Genomic DNA, 20,358 nt, shown 5'->3' with positions numbered 1-20,358 from the left:
GATCCTAAACAGGATCGGGGCCTTTAAATGGAGTGGCATTAGGCGGTGATTTGAGCAGCGTCCCGTTCAATTCTGCCACGTCTTTGTCGGAAAGCTCCAGGTTGGATGCCCCCGCGCAGTTAACGATGTTCACCGCTTTGCTGGCGCCGGGAATCGGCAAAATGATTGGCGACAATTGGAGCAGCCATGCAATCGCGATCTGCTGCGGCGACGCATCATGGCTTCTGGCGATCCGCGAAAGCGTCTCGTTGCTGCCTATGCCTTGCGCATTGCCCATGCCGTTTAGAGGGCTGTACGGCAGGAAAGCAATTCCGTACTCCTCGCAGCGCTTCAGCACGTCCATGGAAGAATGGTCAAACAAGTTCATACGGTTTTGAACAGACGCGACCGTTACTATTTTGCGAGCCTCTTCCAGCTGTGCAACGGAAACGTTCGACAGTCCCACGTGAACGATCTTCCCTTCCCGCTGTAATTCAGAGACTGCCCCCACGGATTCCGCAAACGGAACCTTAGGATCCGGACGGTGGAATTGATAGAGCGTGATGGCTTCCACGCCGAGAGCACGCAAACTGTCCTCGCACGCTTGACGCAAGTGTTCTGGACGGCCATCCGTTTCCCAGCGTCCATCCGGGCGAATGTGCCCGCCTTTGGTTGCAATGAGCACTTCCGGACGGTTATGTAAAGCTTTGGCGAGCAGGCGTTCGTTATGGCCTTTTTCGGTCGAATCCAAGCAATACGAATCCGCTGTATCGAACAGGGTAATGCCCTGCTCCAATGCGGCATGCACTGCTCTAATGCCTTCTTCCTCCGAAGGGCGTCCGTTAACGGAGAGCGGCATTCCGCCCATCCCGATTTCGCCCACGGTTATCCCTGTCGAACCAAGCTTGCGTTGCGGTATCGTCATCTTGCAGCCTCCTTAGAGATAATTATGAATTGTTCGAGAGCAGTGAAGAAGAAATTTCCATTTTTAAGTATATCAGTTCTGTCTTTTCGCCAGTAGTACTGAAAAAAAGTTCATCTAGTTACTTTGATGTAACACAGCAGAGGATACCAGCTGCTTTTTCCCCACAATAACGCTTAGCTTCTTGACGCGGGGCAAGCCTTCGTATTGGTTCTCGAAGAAATCATAATCGTAGTTGATGATAAATCGCGATTCATTAAATGGGATGGTGCTTTGCTGCCTTGCATCGAACATAATATCCGAAGCTCCTTCGGAGGCTTTGCCAAGCACGGCATTAATCGTTAAATCTCCCTTGGAGAAGAAGCCTCCGCGCAGCCAGAAGATTGAACCAACTCCATACAGCTCTGCATCTTCATCCGTATAAAAGAACGCATCGAGAATATTCTTATTGTCTGAAGTATAATTTCCATAATCCCCAAAAGAGTCAACCTTGTTAACCAAGACCGGTCCTTTCGAAATGAGAATCAGTTGCTGACGTACGTTCTCTTTTTGAATGCCTTGTATTTTCGCATCTTCAATAGTCGTACTCCCGAGCGTAAACACGGTTGAATCGACTTGAACGCTGTCGCTTATAAACACATTGCCCGTAACCAAAATATTGGCTTTCACCACCAACGGATCGCTGGAATAGTTCGATACCGTCAAATCCCCGTTTACGATCAGCCATTTATGATTGTCCTGCTTGGCCGAATCCGTGAAGATCAAGCTCTTATAATCCAAGCCGTCCAGCTTCAAGTCTCCATTAAACAGAACGGTGCTCGATAAGGAGTTAAATTGCATGAAATAAGCATCGTATTCCTTCAAAGCTTCATTATAAGCATACATAGCTGCCGTATCGTCCAAATCCGTAGGCAAAGTTGGCTTTTCGGGAGGACCGGAGGTCACCGTAACGCCGCTGCCATTCTTCAAAACAGCCGCCAGGTTATTAAACCTGCCCGTTTCTCCGCTATGCGCCAATCCATAATCAACGGCCGCCTTTATGCTGTTGCGGTCCACATTGGTTGCTTCCTGAGCCTTATCAATGAAGGATTCCGCTACGTTAATCGAGATAAACTTCTTTTGATCCCGGAGCTGAATTTTGCTGTTGTCCACCCCAAGAATCTGCTGCAGGGTCAGATCCGTTCGCGAATACGGCTGGTAGTTGCCCGTGATTTTGTCCCGCACTTTAATGGAGTCCATATTTTGAATAAAGATATTGCCTTCAAAAAACGGATATTTCGTATCCTTTGTTTTATTCGGGTCATTGTTGTAAATGTATTTCGCGGTGTTATCGATAAGAAAATCGTGACCGGCATAAATATTGCCCATCCCATAGGCAGCACCGTTAATAATGACATCGTTCTCCGACCCAAAGGCGTAATTCAGGAAATCCGGATAAGCGCCTATCGTAATCTGCTGGGTAAGCCGTCTTGTCACGCCATGAACCACTGCTTCCGCCGTCAGGTTGAGCTTATAGCTGGTCTGATCGCCAACGCTTACCTGCTCCGTTGTTACATCCGTAATTTTTCCGCTGGCCCCCGGCAGGTCGGTGCTGGTCTTAAGCCGTTGCAGCTCATCAATGCCGGCTTGCATCAATTGCGAGAGCTCTTCCGGCGCAATATCTTCCCTGCCGTTATACTTCGTGACAAGATAAGAGGCTGCTTCATTTAACGTTTTTTCCGCCAGATGAAGGCTTTGCACATCATTTTCACGCGTCTCCGCCCGCGTTGCCCCGCCTAACGTCGAACTGACAACCGCTGTACCCAGAATGGTCAGCAGCAAGATCATAAACAGAACCAAGACCAGAGCGTATCCGCGCTCTTTCTCGCTCCCCATGCACCCTTCCCCCTAAAACCCGAATTTGCTTTCCAGAGTCAGCTGCTGATTACGCCCGTTATGATTCTGCTCAAGCACCAGCCGGATCTCGATGAGACCGCTGCCGCATTCCGTTACATTCGTCTTGCATTTAAGCTCAATGGATGAGGCCTCAGAGGTTGGTTCCGTCTGACTCGGCATATCCACATCCGAGCGGGTATCCACCGTTCTGCTGCCGATATGAAGCTGTTTGTCCCGGATAAAAATCTTCTGTTCTTCCCTGGTTCCTGCATCGCGTACCAGCGTAATGCCGTTCCCATTCGTCGAAATCAGATCCGGACCGTAAGCATACAGCTCCGTGATAATGGAGGACATCAGCAGATCCGCATCATCCCGCAAAGCATTCTCCGTTTCGATCCGGTTATACGTATTCATGCCGAAGGTAACGACGGAAAAAATAATGCCCGCGGCGATCGACAGCAGCGTCATAGCCGCTATCAGCTCCACCAGCGTCAGCCCCTGCTCCTCGTTCCGCCACTTCTTAACGAACTCTCTCACTGGCGATATATCCCTCCACTTCCGCCGCGTTACGGGCGCTGGCTGATCCGTTGGCCTTCTCTACCCGCACCAGAACGGGCAACAGCTCTTCCGCCATGTTTTTCTTGTCCGCATCGTGGAGCATTGCGTCATGCATATCTCTCTGATAGATTACGGAAATGGTATACTGCACGCCGTTTATATTGGGATTTAAAATCTGCTGCAAGACAGCCGAATCTTCGGCCAGCTTGCTCACAGCGGTATTGCATCCGGTTAGAGGACAGTTAATAGCCGTGTTTGAGGTATTCGAGAAGTAGGTCTGGATCGGTTCAAAGCGCTGCTTCTCCATATAAAATAACGCGTTGCGGGCCAGATTGACCATAACCGTCTTGCTCTGGTTGCCTTTCGCGTAAGTAAGTGCATTCGTGAAGAAGGAAGTCAGCACCAGGCTTACAACGGATAAAATAACAAGTGCAGCCAGCACTTCCACCAAGGTTAATCCGGATTCCTTATTGCCATGCTGAATCCATTTCATATCATTAGCACCTACGATCCGCCTTCTTTTTTTGCGAAAAACTAATTCTATTTTACTATAATCTTGCTTTTTTTACCATGAATAGTGATTCTAATTTCATAGATTTGCCGCAAATAAACTAAGTCTAAAGAACCATAAAAGAACAACGCAAAAAAAGAGCAACGATGCCGCGCAGCATCATTGCTCTTCTCTATTGCTTGCTTTATTTTACGATCGCAATCGCAAGTCCGTCATACCCCGGGAGAACGGTGCTCATCAGGCGTTCGTCGCTTGCAATCTGCTGGTTGAAGCTGCGGACGGCTTTGACGGACGGACCTTCCTTGGCCGGATCCGTTGTACGGCCCCGCAGCAGGATGTTGTCGCCGATAATAACCGCACCCGGATTGGAGAGCGCAATCGCATGCTCCAGATAAACCGGGTAACCTTCTTTGTCCGCATCAATAAAGAAGAAATCGAATGTTCGCCCCTCTTCCTGCAGCTTCACGAGACTCTCGCGGGCATCCCCGATTATATATTCGACGGCGTCGCCTAGACCTGCTTCCGTCATATGCACCTTGGCTACTTCCGCATATTCCGCCTTCAGCTCTAATGAAGTAAGCAATCCTCCCTCGGCGAGCCCCCGGGCAATGCAGATCCCGCTATAGCCGCCAAGCGCACCGATCTCAAGCGCCTTCTTCGCTCCGTTCATCTTGGCTAGCATCGTCAGAAGCCTGCCGTATCCGTCAGCTATCGATATATCGGGCATGCCGCGTTCGGCGATCCCTTTTTTCGTACGGACCAGATCCTGATCTTCGCCATATAGCCCGTCAACATATTGTTCGTCTGTCAATTTACTCTCAGCCTCTCTATTTTTACAATTTGTAAAAGCTACCCTCTTTGTCCTATACTTGATTGTATGATTTTGACCGTGTGGATACAACTCATGTTTTCACAGGTAAGGGGAGAATTGTAATCATGACAACGATTAATCTGATCGCTACCGCACCGATGGGACTGGAAGCGGTCGTTGCGCGCGAGCTGAAAACGCTCGGCTACACAGACCTTCAGGTGGAGAACGGACGCGTCCGTTTCACCGGGCAGCCGATCGATATTTGCCGCACGAATCTATGGCTTCGCTCCGCGGGACGGATTCTCGTCAATATGGGCGAGTTCAAAGCGACAACCTTCGAAGAGCTTTTCGAAGGAACAAAAGCACTGGATTGGCCGGAATGGATTCCGGAGGACGGAGAGTTCCCCGTTAACGGCCGTTCGCAGAAGTCGCAGCTGACAAGCGTTCCCGCCTGCCAAAGCATCGTCAAGAAAGCGGTAGTCGAGAAAATGAAGGACCGCTACGGCACCGAATGGTTCCACGAGGACGGCGGACGTTATGTCATTGAAGTAACGCTTATGAACGATATGGCGATGCTGACGCTTGATACAACGGGAGCGGGCCTGCATCAGCGCGGCTACCGCAAAGTATCGACCGAAGCGCCAATCCGCGAAACGATGGCCGCTGCTCTTGTTGACCTCAGCCGCTGGAGTCCGGAGCGTCCGCTGTATGATCCGTTCTGCGGCTCCGGCACGATTCTCGTGGAGGCTGCCATGATTGCCTGGAATATCGCTCCCGGCCTTCGCCGTTCGTTTAACGCGGAAGGCTGGCCGCTTGTCCCTCACGAGCTGTGGGATGAAGCGCGAGAGGAAGCTTTTGACGCCGTGAAGGATGATATCCCTCTGCAAATCGCAGGCTCCGACATTGATCCTTATGCGATAGAAATTGCGGAAGCCGCGGTTAAAAAGGCAGGTTTTGGCAAAGAAATTAAGTTAAAGGTTATGCCGGTGGCCAAAATCAAGCCTGAAGGCGATTATGGCGTCATTATTACGAATCCGCCTTACGGCGAGCGGTTGGGCGATGACAAGGATGCGGAAATGGCTTTGATGCAATTCGGACGCTCCGCGCTTTATTTGCCGACCTGGTCCTTCTTTGCCATCAGCCCGTCCGCAAGCGTCGAGCATTATTTCGGGAAGCCGGCGGATAAGAAGCGCAAGCTCTTTAACGGCCGCATCCAATGCAACTACTACCAGTTCTTCGGCCCGCTGCCTCCCCGGAAATAAGAGAAAGGAACTTTTGCGTTTATGTTAAGTTATACCGAGCAACCTAACGCCGTACGCCGCTTGATGCGATTCACGCTGGAATGGCTGAACCGCCTCAAAGGCGTCGACGTTATTCTCTTTTTTATCGTCATGCTGTTAAAGCAGCTGTGGTTCAACAAGCTAATCCATGTTCCGAATATGGATATGGACGGCTATGATACCGTTGTTGCGATCGGCACGCTGGCTCTTGTCACCTTCTGGACATTCTGGCTGCCGACCCGCGGCCGGATTATGGCCCTGATTGTACTTAATTTGCTGTTATCGTTTATCATGTACGCAGACTTAATCTACTACCGTTACTTCCAGGACTTTATCTCCGTACCCGTGCTTCTTCAGGCGAACCAAGTAGATTCGCTTGGCGAGAGCATCCGGACGTTAATGCATGCGAAAGACTTTTTGCTTGGAGTAGACTGGCTGCTGATCATTCCTTTTGGCGTTTATGTGATCTGGAAAGGCCGCTCGGATCTCCGCAGAGATTCCCATGGTTATGGATACGGCTATTCCTCCATGCGGAAAACGCCCCTTTGGCGTAAAGCCGTCATTCGGATCACCGTTAGCGCCGCGATTTTCGCAATCGGGATGTCGATGTCGATCGGCAATGTTAACGAAGCGAAAAAAACATGGGCGCTTGGCCTGTTCGACGGCAACTGGTGGAACGTCTCGCTGTATAATGTCACCGGTATCGTTGGTTTCCACGGCTATGATGTCTACCGTTACGCGAAGCTGCATTGGATCGACTCCGAGCAAGCTTCCGCCGAAGAAACGGCCGAGGCGATGGCTTGGACGGAAGCCCGCGGCGATAAGCGCCAATCGCTTGAATCAGATCCTACGTTTGGCGAATACAAAGGCAGCAATGTCATCGTGGTACAGATGGAAGCCTTCCAGAACTTTATGATCGGCAAATCGGTCGGAGGCCAGGAAATTACGCCGAATCTGAATAAGCTGGTGAAGGAAAGCGCGTATTTCAGCCAATTCTACCACCAGACGGCCCAAGGCCGGACTTCGGACGCCGATTTCCTGAGCAACTGTTCGCTGCAGCCGATGATGAGCGGCTCTGTCTTTATCCAGTACCCGAATCATCAGTACAACTGCATGACAAGCACTCTCAAGGATAACGGTTATGCAACGGCCGCATTCCATGCTTACGAGGGCGGCTTCTGGAACCGGAATACGATGTACGCCAATATGGGCTACGATACGTTTTACAGCAAAAAGAATTACGAAATGGACGAGCCGGTAGGCTGGTCGCTAGGCGACAATTCGTTCTTCCGGCAGTCCGTGGATCTGATGGCGAAGGAGCAGCAGCCGTTCTATTCGTTTCTGATTACGTTATCTAGCCATTATCCGTTTACGATGCCGGAATCGGAGAAAAAGCTGAATGTCGGCGAGCTGGACGGCACGATTATGGGCGACTATTTGCAGGCCGTTCATTATGTCGACGCCTCCATTGGCACCTTCATCGACCGGCTAAAGGCTGAAGGACTATGGAACAACACGATCGTCGCTTTCTATGGCGACCATGACAACTCGATCCGGGATTGGAGCTTGTTCGAGACCTTCCTTGGACAGCCGCTGAACGACCTGCAGCGGGAAATGATTCTGAAGCAGGTGCCGTTTATCGTCCATCTGCCTGATGGCAAATACGCCGGCACGCATTCGAACGTAGGCGGACAGCTTGATGTCACGCCAACCATCCTGCATTTGCTTGGCATCTCGACGGCTGACATGACGCTGCTTGGCCAGCCGCTCCTGACAAGCCAGCCGCAAAGCAAGCTGGTCGTGCAAAGGAACGGTGCCTTCACCGACGGCACCGTCTACTACATGCCTTCCGGCGATGCCGTCGCCGAGAATGGAAAGTGCTGGAACATCGCGGCGAATAAGCTTGGCGATGTGCAGAAATGCCTCGGTGCGGTGGAAGACGCGCGCACCGAGCTGTCCATGTCCGATCAAATCGTGCAGCATGATTTGATTGCATCCTTCCGCGCAGCTGCCGTAGAGGCAAGTGCGGACGGCGGCGAGGCAACCGCCGCCAATATAAGCGGCACGGGCAAGTAGCGCCGCGCACAGCAAAAAGGCTGTCCCCTCGGTCAATCGACCATGAGGGGACAGCCTTTTTTATCCCTTATTCCTTCGCGTGCGCCTTCAGCCAATCCAGCACCTCGTCGATGGTTTTCACCGGCACGATGTTGAGCCCCGGGGCTGCCTTCCTCGCTTCCTCAAGCGAAGCGGCGGGCACGAAGAACACTTCGGCATCGGTGCGGCTGACGGCGTAGGCCTTCTGCGGGATGCCGCCAACAAGACCGATCGAGCCGTCCGGCTCGATGGTGCCGGTGCCGGCTACCCGCACGCCATGCGTTACCCCGCCCGGCGTCAGCTGATCGATCAGCGCAAGCGTCAGCATGGCGCCATGCGAAGGTCCGCCGATATGCGCAATGTAATGATGGTACGCAATCTGGCGCGGGATATCCGCATGCCAGTCGTTCTCCGCCCCAATGCCGAATACGGCACGCTTCGGCAAATCTCCGGACGCCTCCGCTTCACCCGTCGGCACTTGTGCCTTAATCGTCTCTTTACCCCGCCGGAGCGTTACTTCAACGGTATCACCCGGTTTGACCTGGTTCACCATATAATCCGTCAGCTCGGTCATATTGCTAATGGATTTGCCGTTTAACGCGATAATGACATCGCCCGCCTTAATCAAGGACTTGGCCGGCGCGTTGTCCGCGATGGCAAGCACCCGGGCTCCGGTAAGTTCAATCCCTTTGCCTATCCCCGCCTTGCCCATTGCGATAGCCCCCGCCACGTCATCGGCACCTTGCTTCATCTGCACAACCTCGGTGTAGGACTCCGTTAACGGCGGTTCATTTTTGCTCCTCTTCTCGAAGCTGTACATCGGCAGCAGCTTGGCATACAGCCAATCCGCAGGCACGGCAATCCGTTCAAAGACAAGCACGCCGCTGATGCTGCCTACCGGCTTGCCTCCGTCTACATGCGCGTACCGGTTCATGCCCATCGTCAGACCCGGATAGGTAACGTTATAAGACGTAGGAAAAGCCAGACAGGCAAATAGCGCAGCCGTCGCGACAAGACCTACAACGCTTCGCCAAGGCCATCTAAGTCCCTCTCCCTTGCCCGCAAGCCTTCGGTATACGGCATCACTCCAGATTAGATCGACAAATAGCAGAATCAGGCCAATCGCGAGCACGCCAAGGCCGATCAAGAGATCATCCGGCTTTACGAGCAGGAATACAACTCCCGCCGCGCTTACCGCTAGAAGCAGCATGCGGACAATAAGCAAGAGCCATCTTCTTTTTCCAGCGCCTAATCGGCCCTGCTCCGTCCATAACCGCCGGATCCCAATCAGTGCTCCGATCCCCCATAACAAGGGGATAACGGCAAGGCCGTACAGCAGATCGTCGATCATATCGATCCAGAGCATGCCGGAGGAGGTCCGCAGCGGCGCGGGGAGCCAGATCAGCTCTGCGGCAAGGATAAACAGCATGACCGCAATGATCCCGGCCACATAATAACGAGCATGACGAACCATCTGAACGTCCCTTCCCCTGTTGCGGTAATAAAAAGACTCAACATCTGATGTTGAGTCTTTTCCAATCCAATCGTATCTATTCCTGCTCTTAGTGGTCGCCGCTGTTGCCTTTGGACGGGTTCGTTACCGCAAAGCCTTCTTCCGGCACGTAGAAGTAATCAATACGCACGCCGTCGAGGAATTCGTTGTCTTTCTCGAGGATAACGTCGATTTCTTTATCCGTCGATACCACAACGTCCTTCTCGTTAGGCTCGTCAATCGCCATGCCGTAATGCGCATGGTCGCCATGCGAATGCGTCACGTATACGCGAAGCTTCTTGCCTTCGTTCTCGGGCTTGTCCAATTCCAATTTCAGTACTTTTGCCGCGTTGCGCGTAATTTTGACGTTCATTCTATTCCACTCCTAAAAAAGAATTGTGAATTCGTAAGCCTATACCAACTCAATGGTTAACATTACCTGATCCTATTATACTTCTTCTCCATTCTCCGGGCAAACCATTCGGCAAGCAGCATCGTCACCGCGATATCGTCAATGGGGACGAAAGGAAGCGCGTCCGGCAGCACCCAATATAGAATAACCGGCACAAGAAACAACAATTTATCGGTAATGGCCACTTCTCTGGAGACAATCAGCTTATAGATCCGGACAAATGTGCTCTTCCAATGCCGAAGCGACAACCATTTGCGCATGAGGCACACCACCTTCATCAGCTTTTGCCGATCATTATAGCATAGGCGTGCCCCGGAATCACCTTTATGTCCGTCAGCGGTGCAGCCGCAGAAACTCCGTCAACAAAGGGCCAATCTTCGAATAAATGCCGTTGAACGCTCCGGGAGGCAGCGGATTCACGCCGTAACCCGCTTCAACCGTAAAGCCCGGCCTGCGAAAACGTTTGATGAACCAGTCCTTATATCCGGCATCGCTGCCTGTAAGCTTCACGGGCTTGTAGCCGCTCGCCTTGCCAAGCCGGTCCGCAAGGCCTTCGGCATGCTCCGGTTCGTATTCCCGGTAATTCCAATAGATCTCCTCGCCCTGCGTATGTAAGGCAAGCACCGAGTCGAATTGCAGCGACTGCGTAAGTCGGGCAAGTGCCTGGGCTTCCGGCTCGCTTAACGGAAACGGCCCCGGAAAATCGCGAGGACCCGGTCCTTCCATTCCTCTGCGAAGCCTTTCCTCTTCCCAGTGGGCAGGAAACTGGTCATTCAGGTCCACGCCGCGTATATTCGCTTTCCATTGATCGAACTGCTCGGAGCCTTTATTCCACAGCAATAGCTGCTGCCGGAACGGATTCGCCTCATCAATGCCTTCGAGCGCAAGCTGAACGCCGTCGGGATTCACCATCGGAACGATCCATACTTCCGTCTCCCGGTACAGCTGACAAGCCTGTTCCCCGAACAATGAACCATTCTGCGCGCATGCCGCGGCCCATTCTTCAGCGAACCGCATGAGCAGCGGTGTGGTAATCCATTCATTCGCATGGAAAGAGCCGTTCATATGGATACGCCGCGTGCCTTCCCCGCATTTGAGCGCTACGATGGGTCTTCCAAGCACGCTATGCCCTATGACGTATCCCCGGACAAAAGGATAAGTACGCATCAGTCTGTCGCAATCCTCCACCGTGTCCCGGTACCCGTATTGCCCGTTTACGAGCTCTTCCATGCCGCTACTCCCCCTTGTTATCGAACATTGGCTGTAATCTTTTATCATGCTATTCATGTGAATTGCGGCGCATGCCAACACCGGGGCTTATAATACTTGTAAAAATAAATACCTTCAGGTCGCTTGCGTACTCCTATATAGAACCGGTATTGCCGCAGCTATAAGAATCATCCCCATCCAAGCTGGCGCGGCGTGGCCAACCATCACATAGATTTGGCCTCCAGCGATCGGACCGATCATTCTTGCCAAAGCCTGAATCGATTGGCTGCCGCCTTGAATCCGTCCTTGTTCGCTGGAATCGACCGATTTGGAGAGCATCCCGTTGAAGGAAGGGCCAAAGATCGAATCGCCAAACCCGAATATAAACATGCCGGCGATAAGCAGAGGGTAAAAGGAGAACACGGCCGATGCTGCAATAAAACCGTAGCCGATCATCTCCGAGACCATTCCGAGAATGGCGATCTGTTTATCATGGAGCCTTTTCAAAAGCCTGGGCATAATGAAGCCTTGCGCCAGGATGTCCTGGATCCCCATTATGGAAAACATAAGTCCGATTACGGCAGGCTTCCAGTTGAAAGCATCCACTGTGAATTGCGAGAAGACGGCTTGCAAAGATCCGCTCGGAATCCAGAGCAAGAACGCGGAGACAAGCAGCCTTTTTAAGGTTTTCATGGAAAGCAGGCTTGCAAGCTGTATAAATGGATTCAGCCTAACGAAGGTAATCTGCTTTAATCGGTGATGTTTGTGGAGACTCTCCGGCATAAACAGGTATCCGTACACCACGTTCAATAACGTAATTGCGGCTCCGAAATACAAGGGAGCGGAATAACCAAGCTTGGCAATCAACCCGCCTAGAGCAGGGCCAATAACGGTTCCGACGCCAACAACGGCGCTCACCCATCCGAAATATTTGGTTCTCTGCTCCGGAGGGATGATGTCTGCAAAATAGGCGAAGATCGTGCCGATGCTCCCGCCCATTATTCCTTCTATGATGCGTCCGGCAAAGAGCACCCACAGGGCCCCTCCCAAGCCAAATACGAAATAACCGATTGCGGAACCGAGCAGGCAGATTAAGAGCAGCGGGCGGCGTCCGTATTTGTCGCTCAAAGCGCCTAGCGCGGGGGCCGCAAAAAACACGCAGACGGCATAAACGGAAGTTAGAAGCGTAACAAAGATCGCCTGTTCGCCCGGATTGCCGGCATATGGCTGGACTAAGAAAGGGACGACTGGCGTTATAATACTAAACCCTAACCCGCAAAGAAACACGGAGATAAGACCGAATAGTAAGGCATGCTTGTCTACGATTGGCTCTGATTGTGATTGTTGCTGTGATTTCTGTATGGTCATAAGCTCTCCTTGATATGATATTATTCCTTCCTCGGAAGCAAAAACATCGTAACGCGATTTTGTTTCCTTGTCAACAAAAACCGCAATAAAAAAAAGCCCATGCTCAATTGAGCCGGGCTTCATTCGATTGACGTTCCACTTTATTCTTTTTCCGACTTGAGATCCAAGCCTTGTTTCTTAATCTCTGCATCCAAATGCCGGCTATACTTTTCCACGAATCGAAGAACTCCTTCGAATTGTTCGTCGGTAACCTGCTCGAATACTTCTTTATCCCGCTCTTGAAACTCTTTATGAAGATCATTATGGATCTTATCAATAGCTTTCCCTTGCTCGGTAAGCCTGAAATAGATTTCCTTCTTGTTTTCCGGCTTCTGGTAGCTTTCGATAAGCCCCTTATGAATGAGCTTCTTGGTCATTTTGCTGATCGCACCGCTTGTCATATAAAAGGATTCCGCAAGTTTCGTCACGTTGGAATCCGCATTTTTTCCAATGTATTCGATGCAATGCACTTCGGAAGACTTATAACCTTTAAGACTGACTTCCATCTTCGTTTTATTAAGCCACGCCAGCTTGTTATATAATTCCCTGAAACCCGTTAGGACCTGATCTTCCTTGTTCATAGGTTGTCCACCCATCCTTGCTAGAGTCATTATGTATAAAATGAAATGGTTAAAGGCTGCCCCTATCGCTTTCGCCCGGAAAGCGAATCAGGACAGCCGTTATTTGTTATCCGATCTGCGGCACCTGCCATACGACAGGAGTCAACTCAATTTGCTCTCCAAGCCACTGCTGGGCAATCGATTTGAACATTTGCGGTTCTCCGCTGCAGAAAAATTGATGGACCGGAATGACTTCTCCCCGAGCCAGCATCCCTTGATCCTGCAGGATATTACTTACTTCCCGCGCAGTCTCATCGGCGGAACTAATCAGATTGATGTCGGGACCAACAACCTCCTGAATAACATCAGCGAGAAACGGATAATGGGTACAGCCCAGAATCAAGCTGTCCATCGGGAATTTGCGGAGGTGGCCTATCGAGCTGCGGATGGTTTCATAGGTTTGCAAAGAACGGAAATTCCCTTTCTCTACAAGTGGGACAAAAAGAGGGCACGCCTCGCTAATGACATGCACATTAGGAGAAATTTCGAGTAAAGCATGCTCGTAAGCGCCGCTGTTTATCGTGCCTTCCGTGCCGATTACTCCGATACAGCCCGTAATCGTCCGGCCAAGCGCCGCTCTTGCTCCCGGCTTAATGACGCCAACTACGGGGATATCCACGATTGCGCGTATTTCTTCCAAAGCGAATGCGGTTGCGGTATTGCAAGCTATTACAATCATTTTAGGACGAAATTGAATGAGATAATCTACGATTTCACGCGTAAAACGAGTCACGACCTTCGGGTCTCTCGGACCGTAAGGAGCTCTGGCGGTATCGCCAAAATAAACGATTTTTTCACGCGGCAGCTGGCGCATGACCTCTCTGGCAACGGTAAGGCCGCCTACGCCTGAGTCGAGTATCGCAATCGGTTGCTGCACAAACACACCGCTTTCTTGAACTTTTGATGTAAAGGAGACCTTGAAGCTTCAATACTATATGAAACGAGGCACAAAAATGTACCTCCATCATCTTATCTCAATTCCAATACAGGTTCAAGGAAATCACAGGGATGACGCGGGTAATTGCAGCAACCGATTCCGATACGTGCGGGTCTTAATTAGTTGATGGTTTGAAGCTGTTTTGCGTCTTCGAAAACTTCTTCCGCCGCCTCTTCGAAAGTATCCGTCACTTCATCGGTAACTTCCTCTACCGATTCTGCCGGCTCGGCACGGCGTTGTTTCACGGTGGATACAGCGGCGCCTGCTGCTGCTCTTGCCGTATCCGCAAGCTCAGTCGCCTGATTGCCGATTTGCTTGGCGATTCTAACCGTTGTATCGGATACTTGACCTGCGGCTCTAACCGTTTGCTCCTGAACTCTTCTCGCGCCTTCCGAGATGTCATGGCGCAGCTCCTTGCCCGCTTTAGGCGCGAACAGCAATGCCGTCACCGAACCAATGATACCTCCTGCGATTGCGCCAAACAGAAACCCTTTTGTTTGTTTACTTGATGCCATAAAAAATCGCTCCCTTCAAATTAGAGCTATTCGCCCTGCCCGTTGTTGGAGGGTTCATAACGTTTACGGTTAGTCTGCCATTGCTGCCAGAAAGCCATACCAAGCTCCATCCATTCCAGCATGGAACTCGCCTGCCGCTCTGCCGCCGCACTCTCCGCATGTTTGACCGCGGATTGCGAAATAACGCTGGATACGCGATGAATCGCCGTTGTCGTATGTCCAATCGTATCCCCGATCTGTCCGACCGCTTCAAACAGCCGGTTCGCCTGCTGCAGTTGAAGATGCGCGGTGTTGACCGTCTGCTGGGCCGTATCGGCAAAAGCCCCCATTTTACCGGAAGTCTGCCGGATTTCCTCCTGCATCGTCTCCGCCTGAAGCTGCAGCCTCGACAGCCTGTTAAGCGCAGTACGGACGCCGATCAACAGGCCCGCAGCAAGAATTACAAACGTGATGGCAGCAATCAGCGCACTCCATTCCATAACCGTCATGACCATTTCCCTCCTTTTGCTTGAGCGGGCGAATGCCCATTTCGTATTGCCATTATAAGCAGCATGGGCTTGACCTGACACAAAAGAAGGCAATAAAAAAGCTAACGATTCGTTAAGAACCGTTAGCCTGATGTTCAATTCCGATGGTATAGCTGCATCTACCCCCGCCTTTGGCAAGGCATTCCGTCCGCTCCACCTTCGTCTGGAGCAAAGACTCGAACAAGGAAAGCTCGCAGCTGCAAGCCTGCTCGTATTTACCCGCGACTTGCGCAATCGGACAGTTATATTCATGGAGAACGTATTGACCGTTATCCCTATCTTCTACCTTAGCCATATAGCCGCCGGCATTCTGAATCGCTTCCAGCTCCGTTACTTTCTCCGACAGGCTTTTGCCGGTCATCCTTGGCTCGTACCGGTCCAGAAGCTTTTGCTGACGTCCCTCGAACATGCGGGTAATCAGCCCTGCCGTCTCGGGGTCTTCCGCCAGCTCCTCAAGCAGATCAAGCGCAAGAAGATTATAGTTTTTCGGGAAGCGGTCATCGGCAAGCCTCGTCAGCTCGTAAGCGTGCACCGGCCGCCCCATCCCCTGCTTAACGGAGACGATGCTGATGCTGCCTTCACGCTCGAGCGCATACATATGCCGCCTTACTGCCATTTCGGTTATTCCTAGCTCTCCGGATAGCTGTCCTGCGCTTAATCGACCGTTAGTCTTCAGCAAGAACAAGATCCGGCTCCGTGTTGTTCCTTCCACGCTGCGGGATTCCGTTTCCATCGCGCGCTGCTTCTCCAGCATCAACCCATCACCACCTTTGCAGGCATTGTTAGGGTCATTGTAACGTATTTCAATCTTTTCGTAAATCGGATTCGTCCGGCAGCTCGCGCTCCAAATACTGCTGTACGGACTCGCCGAACAATCGAAGCTGCTGCGGAATATCCCTTGTCAGGGCATGCAGCTCGGCTCTAGGCCAGCTGTAATAATCCTGAACAAGCGGTTTGCGGAGCTTAACCAGCTCGATAAGCAGCGGCTGCATCGCTTCCGGGAAAGCGCCCGCTTCTCCGGCAATTTCCACAATATCCTCGTAGCTGCTCGCATCCCTCAAAATAAAACCGTCAATCAGGTAACTGCCGACATCCGTAACGGTCTCAATCGCGAGATGCAAAGCCCGCTCCTGTGCCAGACCTTCAAGCAGCGTACCCTGCCAGCTTGAAGCCAATGCTTCAAGAGCCGTTGCGATATCCGGTATAGCCTTTAGTCTAACTGCAATTTGTTCTTTATTTACATAATACATGTCTTTATTCGCCCGCTTTCAGCCTTGCTTTCTTCTTTTTTCCTTTTTTCTTTAACCATGCCACCATCACAACGCTGCTGATGAGGATCACGATCAAATAAGTCATAATCTCAAAGACGTCTCCCATGAACGGTTCGCGCTCCCCTGTCCGATTAGCTTACGAAGTCAACGGCAACAACAGCTTCGCGAACTTCGTTAATATGCTCGATGACCTTTTTATGTACGGGATGAACCTGATACGCTTCAAGCGCTTCCATCGACTCGAATCTCGTGATCAGAGCGATGTCGTAAGAGCGTGCCGAATGGATAACGTCAAGCCCAACTTCGATCGATTTCAGCTCGTCGATTTTGCCTTCCATATCCCGCAATACTTGAGCCGTGCGTTCCACGTTTTCACTGCTTCCGTCCTTCAGCTTGAACAATACGATATGCGTAATCATAAATGGTCATGCTCCCTTCAACTTGTCGAATGACAAATATCCTTTTGTCACATAATAACCCAAGCAGTCGCATTACGGCAACATTAGCCTGAGAAAGGAACGGTACGTTATGCGCTATCCCGTTATGTTTGTGGCTACCTTCATAGGTCTTGCCCTATGTGTTTATAATTCAACCGGTTACGACCCGCATAATTTCGTGTTTTTTATGTTTAGCCCTCCGGCATGGATCGTGGACATGTTCGTCGACATCCATAAGGTAAACGTTCTTCTTATGTACGTACTTACCGTCGCGACATGGGCCCTTCTAGGGTTTATCGCCGACAGACTGATTGAACGCGGCAGAAGCCGCGACCGCGATAGAGCATAGATACAAATCGAAAGAGGAGCCCTGAGGCTCCTCTTTCCTTATCATTATGCCGCGTCTACAATAAGCTTCGCTTTCATATCCGCATGACCTGCGCCGCATGGGACGGAGCAATGCATCACGTATTCGCCTGGCTTGTCAAATTCCAGGTTGGTCTCGAGATTATCGCCTTCGAGATCTACGTTCAGATCTTCAATCTTCAAACCATGGATACCGCTTTTATTTTGCAGCTTCAGGATAACTTTGTCGCCAACCTTGACATGGTATTCCTCTTGACCGTAAGTAAAGTCGCTGTTCGCTTCAACTTTAACGAGTACCGTACCTTCAGGAAGTGAAGCAGATTCGTCTACCGGTTTGGCTGGGAGGCCGAATGTCAGCAAGTATACCCCGAGAAGAGATGCCGCTGATAATAGTACGAACATGATCCATTTGTGCATTGCTACGTGCTCCCCTTTGCGATCTTATTGTCTTAGTGTTTAATTCTTATATTACATAAGATCGTCCGAAGTTCTCAACATTAAACTGCAGAATCAGGAAAAGTTTTTTCCCGAATATGACAAAACAATGAACTTTTTGTGACTTTAACTTTTAAAGTATTGCTTAATGGCCTGCTCCGATTCCGCCTTCAAATAGCTCCATGGCAGATAGCAGCGCTTTGTGCTGCCGCGGCATATGTAGACCGTCTCCATGCCTTCCTTCAATCTTCGTTCCTCCAACAGCTTGATGCCCGCCTTCCTGAACTGCATGCGCAACGCGGCCTGCTCCAGCAAGACCCGGTCCTGTATGCCGCGGAGCAGCGATTCATACAGTCTCGGAAGCTTAATGGAGCCCGTCCCCATTACTCTTATATCATGATCCAATACGAGCATCACGATTCCAAGCAGGACATAGCGCTGCACAAGCGTTGTTTCGTCCTCTGCCGAATAGGCCGGAGCCTCCCGCTCGCGTACCTGTTCATCAGCATACCGGATAGCCATTTGCTATCGCCTCCTATAAATCGAACACTTGTTCTCATTATAGCGAACGCCGCTTGTACAACGCAACCCTAATCTTACTTCTCTTTATCCTTCAGCACCTCAATTATTTTGCGTATGCGGTCGGGAAGCGGAAGACCAATCCGGCCGTAATTCTCTATAATGGAAATGATCTCATTCGCTATATAGAAATAGATAGCTGCACCCATGGTAATATTATCGAGCTCAAGCAAAATATCAATCCGATGCGCAAGAAGAATGACGAGCAGCATCATTCCTTTTCGTGCCAGCCCCCAAGCTCCGAAAAAGCTGTTCAATCCTCTCCCTTCTTTAATTGACGCGGTTATGCCCGAAACGTAATCAATGCCCATCGCCACTACCAATAGAGTTAATGATTCCATCCATCCGCCGAATGCAAACGTAATCACAAAGCCGATAATCCCGCTAACCGAGCACACCATGACTAACTGCATCTCTCGTCACCCCTTTCTGCAAGTAATCCATCTATTCTATGCAGATAAAATAAGGGGTGCTTGTTCGAATGGTATACATTCTATCAAACGGGCTATTTGGCCATATAGCGGTCAAGCGCCGCCTTCTGGATCGCGATCGCCCGGTCAATATTAAGCGCTTTGAGCTGGGCGGCGTAATCATCGAACGAGTCGAGAGGATCGATTCCCAGAATAATGCGCAAGGACATTTCGTCCACGAGCGTCGTGGCATCCTGCATGATGGCGGAAAACTCCGCGCTTTCCCGCTCGGTCTTCTGAACCGGCGGCAGCATATACTTCTCCGCTTCGGTATCCGCCCATATATTCACGGCTTCCTTCTGCTCCGGAAGCATGTAATATTGCTCCATGTAAGCTACGTCCTGCACGAACGGGCCGAAGTAACTCGCCCTGCTGTACATCGCAATGGCCTGGGACGGAGCCAGCTTATCCGGATTATGGAGGATCAGATCCGTGTACGTCGGCTTTCCGCCTTGCATCGTATAGCTTACGCCTTCAATTCCGAAGTTGAAGAGCAGATGCCCCTCTTCGCCGTAACCGTAGTCCAGCATCCGAACCGCCTCTTCGGCATGGCTGCTATTCGTCGAGATCGCAACGCCGCCGCTGCTCATGTAAGGATTCACTCTTTGGCCGAACATCGGCCGCTCCCCTTGATGAAGGACCGGATAAGGCGCCGCCACAAACTCCGCGTCCGGATCCTTCTCCTTGAGCAGCGGCAGCCAGGTCCCGATCCCGGATCCGGCATTCCAGATGCTTGCGCCGCTTCTGCCGTTCAGCATGCTGGAATCAATCGTTCTTGTATCCACCGTCGCAATGTTGCGGTCGATCAGCCCTTCGGCATACCAGTCGCGGAACAAGGACAAGAACTGCTTGTATCCCGGCTCTATCGGGCCGAATTTGACCTGCCCGTCCTTCAGATAGAACCCTTTCTTCACGCCAAATGCTCCGACGAACGCGCCGTTCTCCACGCCGAACAGCGGACTGGGCGTACTAAGGAACGTAAGCGGCGCTTGCACGCCCTTTTTCTCCTTGAACGCCTTCAGCACCGCATGCCAATCGTCGATCGTCACCGGAACGGACAAGCCAAGCTCCTCCAGCCAGTCCTTGCGGATAATCGGACCTTGGTAAGTCCGCAGCCTCGCATCCCCCTGAATGAAAGGGAACACGTAATAGCTGCCGTCCGCCGTCTTGATCTGCTTGTCAATGTCCGGATGCTCGCTTAAGTACCGCTTTAAATTCGGGGCGTATCGATCAATCAGATCATTCAGCCTCAGGATATAGCCGTCTTTTATCGCTTTCTCCGGCCCGCCGGGGAAAGTCGCCCATTCGTATTCGATCATATCCGGCAGCTCCCCCGAAGCCAGCATGACATTCAAAGCCTGCTTCGCCTGGTTGGCGGGAGGCTGGATGAATTTCAAATTAACGCCGGTGCGCTTCTGCCATTCCTGGAAAAAAGGAACGTCTTGAAAACGCGGCTTGACGCTCGCCGCATTGCCGTTTAACTCGGCCCAGTAGGTCAATGTCTCGCCTGATGCCGGCGATTGCCGTTCCTCCCTCTTCTGGGCCGTTGAATGTTGTCCGTTATGGCCCGTTTGCTTGCAGCCGGCCAGACAGCTTAGCGAAACAGCGGTAATCAGGAGGATGGCAATTATGCTGTAGTTCTTCATTGTGA

Annotated in this window: 25 protein-coding genes; 3 read left to right on the top strand and 22 right to left on the bottom strand. The window is 51.4% G+C overall.

The annotated features are described in order from the left end of the window. Positions 1–4: 4 nt before the first annotated feature. From ACR9FF_RS10270 to ACR9FF_RS10250, 5 genes are all read right to left on the bottom strand, one after another. Positions 5–904 (bottom strand): aldo/keto reductase, encoded by a 900-nt coding sequence (locus tag ACR9FF_RS10270; RefSeq protein WP_435170844.1) that lies wholly within the window; start codon positions 902–904, stop codon positions 5–7. Positions 905–1,018: 114 nt separating this feature from the next. Then, positions 1,019–2,776 (bottom strand): hypothetical protein, encoded by a 1,758-nt coding sequence (locus ACR9FF_RS10265; RefSeq protein WP_435170842.1) that lies wholly within the window; start codon positions 2,774–2,776, stop codon positions 1,019–1,021. A gap of 12 nt (positions 2,777–2,788) precedes the next feature. Continuing rightward, positions 2,789–3,313: a PulJ/GspJ family protein gene (locus tag ACR9FF_RS10260; RefSeq protein ID WP_164775569.1), complete on the bottom strand. Its 525-nt coding sequence runs from the start codon at positions 3,311–3,313 to the stop codon at positions 2,789–2,791. Next, a complete protein-coding gene (locus tag ACR9FF_RS10255) occupies positions 3,297–3,827 on the bottom strand; it encodes a type IV pilus modification PilV family protein (protein ID WP_435170839.1) in 531 nt (176 codons plus the stop codon). Before ACR9FF_RS10255 ends, ACR9FF_RS10260 begins: the two co-directional genes overlap by 17 nt. A 202-nt stretch (positions 3,828–4,029) precedes the next feature. Next, positions 4,030–4,656 carry an O-methyltransferase gene (locus ACR9FF_RS10250; RefSeq protein WP_435170837.1) on the bottom strand — a complete coding sequence of 209 codons (627 nt, stop codon included), beginning with the start codon at positions 4,654–4,656 and terminating at the stop codon, positions 4,030–4,032. 125 nt (positions 4,657–4,781) lie between these two features. Between ACR9FF_RS10250 and ACR9FF_RS10245 the strand changes: the two genes are divergently transcribed. Beyond that, the gene (locus ACR9FF_RS10245; protein ID WP_201004940.1) at positions 4,782–5,918 is read left to right on the top strand and encodes a THUMP domain-containing class I SAM-dependent RNA methyltransferase; all 1,137 of its coding nucleotides are present in this window, start codon (positions 4,782–4,784) and stop codon (positions 5,916–5,918) included. Positions 5,919–5,939: 21 nt separating this feature from the next. Then, positions 5,940–8,012, top strand: a complete 2,073-nt coding sequence (locus ACR9FF_RS10240; RefSeq protein ID WP_435170835.1) for an LTA synthase family protein — start codon at positions 5,940–5,942, stop codon at positions 8,010–8,012. 67 nt (positions 8,013–8,079) lie between these two features. Here ACR9FF_RS10240 and ACR9FF_RS10235 read toward each other — a convergent pair whose 3' ends face one another. The 13 genes from ACR9FF_RS10235 to ACR9FF_RS10175 form a co-directional block, all read right to left on the bottom strand. Next, positions 8,080–9,504 carry a PDZ domain-containing protein gene (locus ACR9FF_RS10235; protein ID WP_435170833.1) on the bottom strand — a complete coding sequence of 475 codons (1,425 nt, stop codon included), beginning with the start codon at positions 9,502–9,504 and terminating at the stop codon, positions 8,080–8,082. A gap of 88 nt (positions 9,505–9,592) precedes the next feature. Continuing rightward, entirely contained in the window at positions 9,593–9,895 is a 303-nt protein-coding gene (locus ACR9FF_RS10230) for an iron-sulfur cluster assembly accessory protein (RefSeq protein WP_127496923.1), read from the bottom strand. Between the two features lie 62 nt (positions 9,896–9,957). Beyond that, positions 9,958–10,194 (bottom strand): hypothetical protein, encoded by a 237-nt coding sequence (locus ACR9FF_RS10225; protein ID WP_317980320.1) that lies wholly within the window; start codon positions 10,192–10,194, stop codon positions 9,958–9,960. Positions 10,195–10,267: 73 nt separating this feature from the next. Beyond that, positions 10,268–11,164, bottom strand: a complete 897-nt coding sequence (locus ACR9FF_RS10220) for a M14 family metallopeptidase (RefSeq protein ID WP_435170830.1) — start codon at positions 11,162–11,164, stop codon at positions 10,268–10,270. A 114-nt stretch (positions 11,165–11,278) separates the two neighbouring features. Further along, positions 11,279–12,511, bottom strand: coding sequence for an MFS transporter (locus tag ACR9FF_RS10215; protein ID WP_435170828.1), 1,233 nt, complete (start codon positions 12,509–12,511; stop codon positions 11,279–11,281). Positions 12,512–12,651: 140 nt separating this feature from the next. Then, positions 12,652–13,131, bottom strand: coding sequence for a MarR family transcriptional regulator (locus tag ACR9FF_RS10210; protein ID WP_435170826.1), 480 nt, complete (start codon positions 13,129–13,131; stop codon positions 12,652–12,654). A gap of 106 nt (positions 13,132–13,237) precedes the next feature. Further along, on the bottom strand, positions 13,238–14,047 hold the full coding sequence (gene racE / locus ACR9FF_RS10205) for a glutamate racemase (protein ID WP_308443815.1): 810 nt from the start codon (positions 14,045–14,047) through the stop codon (positions 13,238–13,240). A 179-nt stretch (positions 14,048–14,226) separates the two neighbouring features. Further along, positions 14,227–14,622, bottom strand: a complete 396-nt coding sequence (locus tag ACR9FF_RS10200) for a YtxH domain-containing protein (RefSeq protein ID WP_127496929.1) — start codon at positions 14,620–14,622, stop codon at positions 14,227–14,229. Positions 14,623–14,648: 26 nt separating this feature from the next. Continuing rightward, positions 14,649–15,110, bottom strand: a complete 462-nt coding sequence (locus tag ACR9FF_RS10195) for a DUF948 domain-containing protein (protein WP_201004931.1) — start codon at positions 15,108–15,110, stop codon at positions 14,649–14,651. A 112-nt stretch (positions 15,111–15,222) separates the two neighbouring features. Further along, the gene (locus ACR9FF_RS10190) at positions 15,223–15,903 is read right to left on the bottom strand and encodes a helix-turn-helix transcriptional regulator (protein WP_174806591.1); all 681 of its coding nucleotides are present in this window, start codon (positions 15,901–15,903) and stop codon (positions 15,223–15,225) included. Positions 15,904–15,952: 49 nt separating this feature from the next. After that, positions 15,953–16,399, bottom strand: a complete 447-nt coding sequence (locus tag ACR9FF_RS10185; RefSeq protein WP_127496931.1) for a DUF86 domain-containing protein — start codon at positions 16,397–16,399, stop codon at positions 15,953–15,955. Positions 16,400–16,403: 4 nt separating this feature from the next. Next, on the bottom strand, positions 16,404–16,526 hold the full coding sequence (locus ACR9FF_RS10180) for a hypothetical protein (protein WP_015843681.1): 123 nt from the start codon (positions 16,524–16,526) through the stop codon (positions 16,404–16,406). Positions 16,527–16,551: 25 nt separating this feature from the next. Next, positions 16,552–16,839: a Dabb family protein gene (locus tag ACR9FF_RS10175; protein ID WP_127496932.1), complete on the bottom strand. Its 288-nt coding sequence runs from the start codon at positions 16,837–16,839 to the stop codon at positions 16,552–16,554. 109 nt (positions 16,840–16,948) lie between these two features. Here ACR9FF_RS10175 and ACR9FF_RS10170 point away from each other — a divergent pair, with 109 nt between their 5' ends. Continuing rightward, complete coding sequence (locus tag ACR9FF_RS10170; protein ID WP_015843679.1) at positions 16,949–17,206, top strand: hypothetical protein; 258 nt, start codon at positions 16,949–16,951, stop codon at positions 17,204–17,206. Between the two features lie 44 nt (positions 17,207–17,250). Here ACR9FF_RS10170 and ACR9FF_RS10165 read toward each other — a convergent pair whose 3' ends face one another. From ACR9FF_RS10165 to ACR9FF_RS10150, 4 genes are all read right to left on the bottom strand, one after another. Continuing rightward, entirely contained in the window at positions 17,251–17,640 is a 390-nt protein-coding gene (locus ACR9FF_RS10165) for a cytochrome c oxidase subunit II (protein WP_015843678.1), read from the bottom strand. Positions 17,641–17,784: 144 nt separating this feature from the next. Next, positions 17,785–18,180 carry a hypothetical protein gene (locus ACR9FF_RS10160; protein WP_435170820.1) on the bottom strand — a complete coding sequence of 132 codons (396 nt, stop codon included), beginning with the start codon at positions 18,178–18,180 and terminating at the stop codon, positions 17,785–17,787. A 74-nt stretch (positions 18,181–18,254) separates the two neighbouring features. After that, complete coding sequence (locus ACR9FF_RS10155; RefSeq protein WP_435170818.1) at positions 18,255–18,650, bottom strand: phage holin family protein; 396 nt, start codon at positions 18,648–18,650, stop codon at positions 18,255–18,257. 92 nt (positions 18,651–18,742) lie between these two features. Then, positions 18,743–20,353: an extracellular solute-binding protein gene (locus ACR9FF_RS10150; protein WP_435170816.1), complete on the bottom strand. Its 1,611-nt coding sequence runs from the start codon at positions 20,351–20,353 to the stop codon at positions 18,743–18,745. Between the last annotated feature and the right edge of the window lie 5 nt (positions 20,354–20,358).

The organism is Paenibacillus glycanilyticus (genome assembly GCF_051200795.1).
Taxonomy (GTDB): Bacteria; Bacillota; Bacilli; order Paenibacillales; family Paenibacillaceae; genus Pristimantibacillus; species Pristimantibacillus glycanilyticus.
This window is presented reverse-complemented; position numbering and strand designations above follow the sequence as displayed.

Coding starts and splice junctions, on each gene's coding strand:
- ACR9FF_RS10255 (WP_435170839.1), bottom strand. CDS start 3,827: ATGAAATGGATTCAGCATGGCAATAAGGAATCCGGATTAACCTTGGTG.
- ACR9FF_RS10170 (WP_015843679.1), top strand. CDS start 16,949: ATGCGCTATCCCGTTATGTTTGTGGCTACCTTCATAGGTCTTGCCCTA.
- ACR9FF_RS10270 (WP_435170844.1), bottom strand. CDS start 904: ATGACGATACCGCAACGCAAGCTTGGTTCGACAGGGATAACCGTGGGC.
- ACR9FF_RS10150 (WP_435170816.1), bottom strand. CDS start 20,353: ATGAAGAACTACAGCATAATTGCCATCCTCCTGATTACCGCTGTTTCG.
- ACR9FF_RS10245 (WP_201004940.1), top strand. CDS start 4,782: ATGACAACGATTAATCTGATCGCTACCGCACCGATGGGACTGGAAGCG.
- ACR9FF_RS10215 (WP_435170828.1), bottom strand. CDS start 12,511: ATGACCATACAGAAATCACAGCAACAATCACAATCAGAGCCAATCGTA.
- ACR9FF_RS10165 (WP_015843678.1), bottom strand. CDS start 17,640: ATGCACAAATGGATCATGTTCGTACTATTATCAGCGGCATCTCTTCTC.
- ACR9FF_RS10160 (WP_435170820.1), bottom strand. CDS start 18,180: ATGGCTATCCGGTATGCTGATGAACAGGTACGCGAGCGGGAGGCTCCG.
- ACR9FF_RS10175 (WP_127496932.1), bottom strand. CDS start 16,839: ATGATTACGCATATCGTATTGTTCAAGCTGAAGGACGGAAGCAGTGAA.
- ACR9FF_RS10235 (WP_435170833.1), bottom strand. CDS start 9,504: ATGGTTCGTCATGCTCGTTATTATGTGGCCGGGATCATTGCGGTCATG.
- ACR9FF_RS10180 (WP_015843681.1), bottom strand. CDS start 16,526: ATGGGAGACGTCTTTGAGATTATGACTTATTTGATCGTGATCCTCATC.
- ACR9FF_RS10185 (WP_127496931.1), bottom strand. CDS start 16,399: ATGTATTATGTAAATAAAGAACAAATTGCAGTTAGACTAAAGGCTATA.
- ACR9FF_RS10240 (WP_435170835.1), top strand. CDS start 5,940: ATGTTAAGTTATACCGAGCAACCTAACGCCGTACGCCGCTTGATGCGA.
- ACR9FF_RS10230 (WP_127496923.1), bottom strand. CDS start 9,895: ATGAACGTCAAAATTACGCGCAACGCGGCAAAAGTACTGAAATTGGAA.
- ACR9FF_RS10155 (WP_435170818.1), bottom strand. CDS start 18,650: ATGCAGTTAGTCATGGTGTGCTCGGTTAGCGGGATTATCGGCTTTGTG.
- ACR9FF_RS10220 (WP_435170830.1), bottom strand. CDS start 11,164: ATGGAAGAGCTCGTAAACGGGCAATACGGGTACCGGGACACGGTGGAG.
- ACR9FF_RS10195 (WP_201004931.1), bottom strand. CDS start 15,110: ATGACGGTTATGGAATGGAGTGCGCTGATTGCTGCCATCACGTTTGTA.
- ACR9FF_RS10190 (WP_174806591.1), bottom strand. CDS start 15,903: ATGCTGGAGAAGCAGCGCGCGATGGAAACGGAATCCCGCAGCGTGGAA.
- ACR9FF_RS10265 (WP_435170842.1), bottom strand. CDS start 2,776: ATGGGGAGCGAGAAAGAGCGCGGATACGCTCTGGTCTTGGTTCTGTTT.
- ACR9FF_RS10210 (WP_435170826.1), bottom strand. CDS start 13,131: ATGAACAAGGAAGATCAGGTCCTAACGGGTTTCAGGGAATTATATAAC.
- ACR9FF_RS10225 (WP_317980320.1), bottom strand. CDS start 10,194: ATGCGCAAATGGTTGTCGCTTCGGCATTGGAAGAGCACATTTGTCCGG.
- ACR9FF_RS10200 (WP_127496929.1), bottom strand. CDS start 14,622: ATGGCATCAAGTAAACAAACAAAAGGGTTTCTGTTTGGCGCAATCGCA.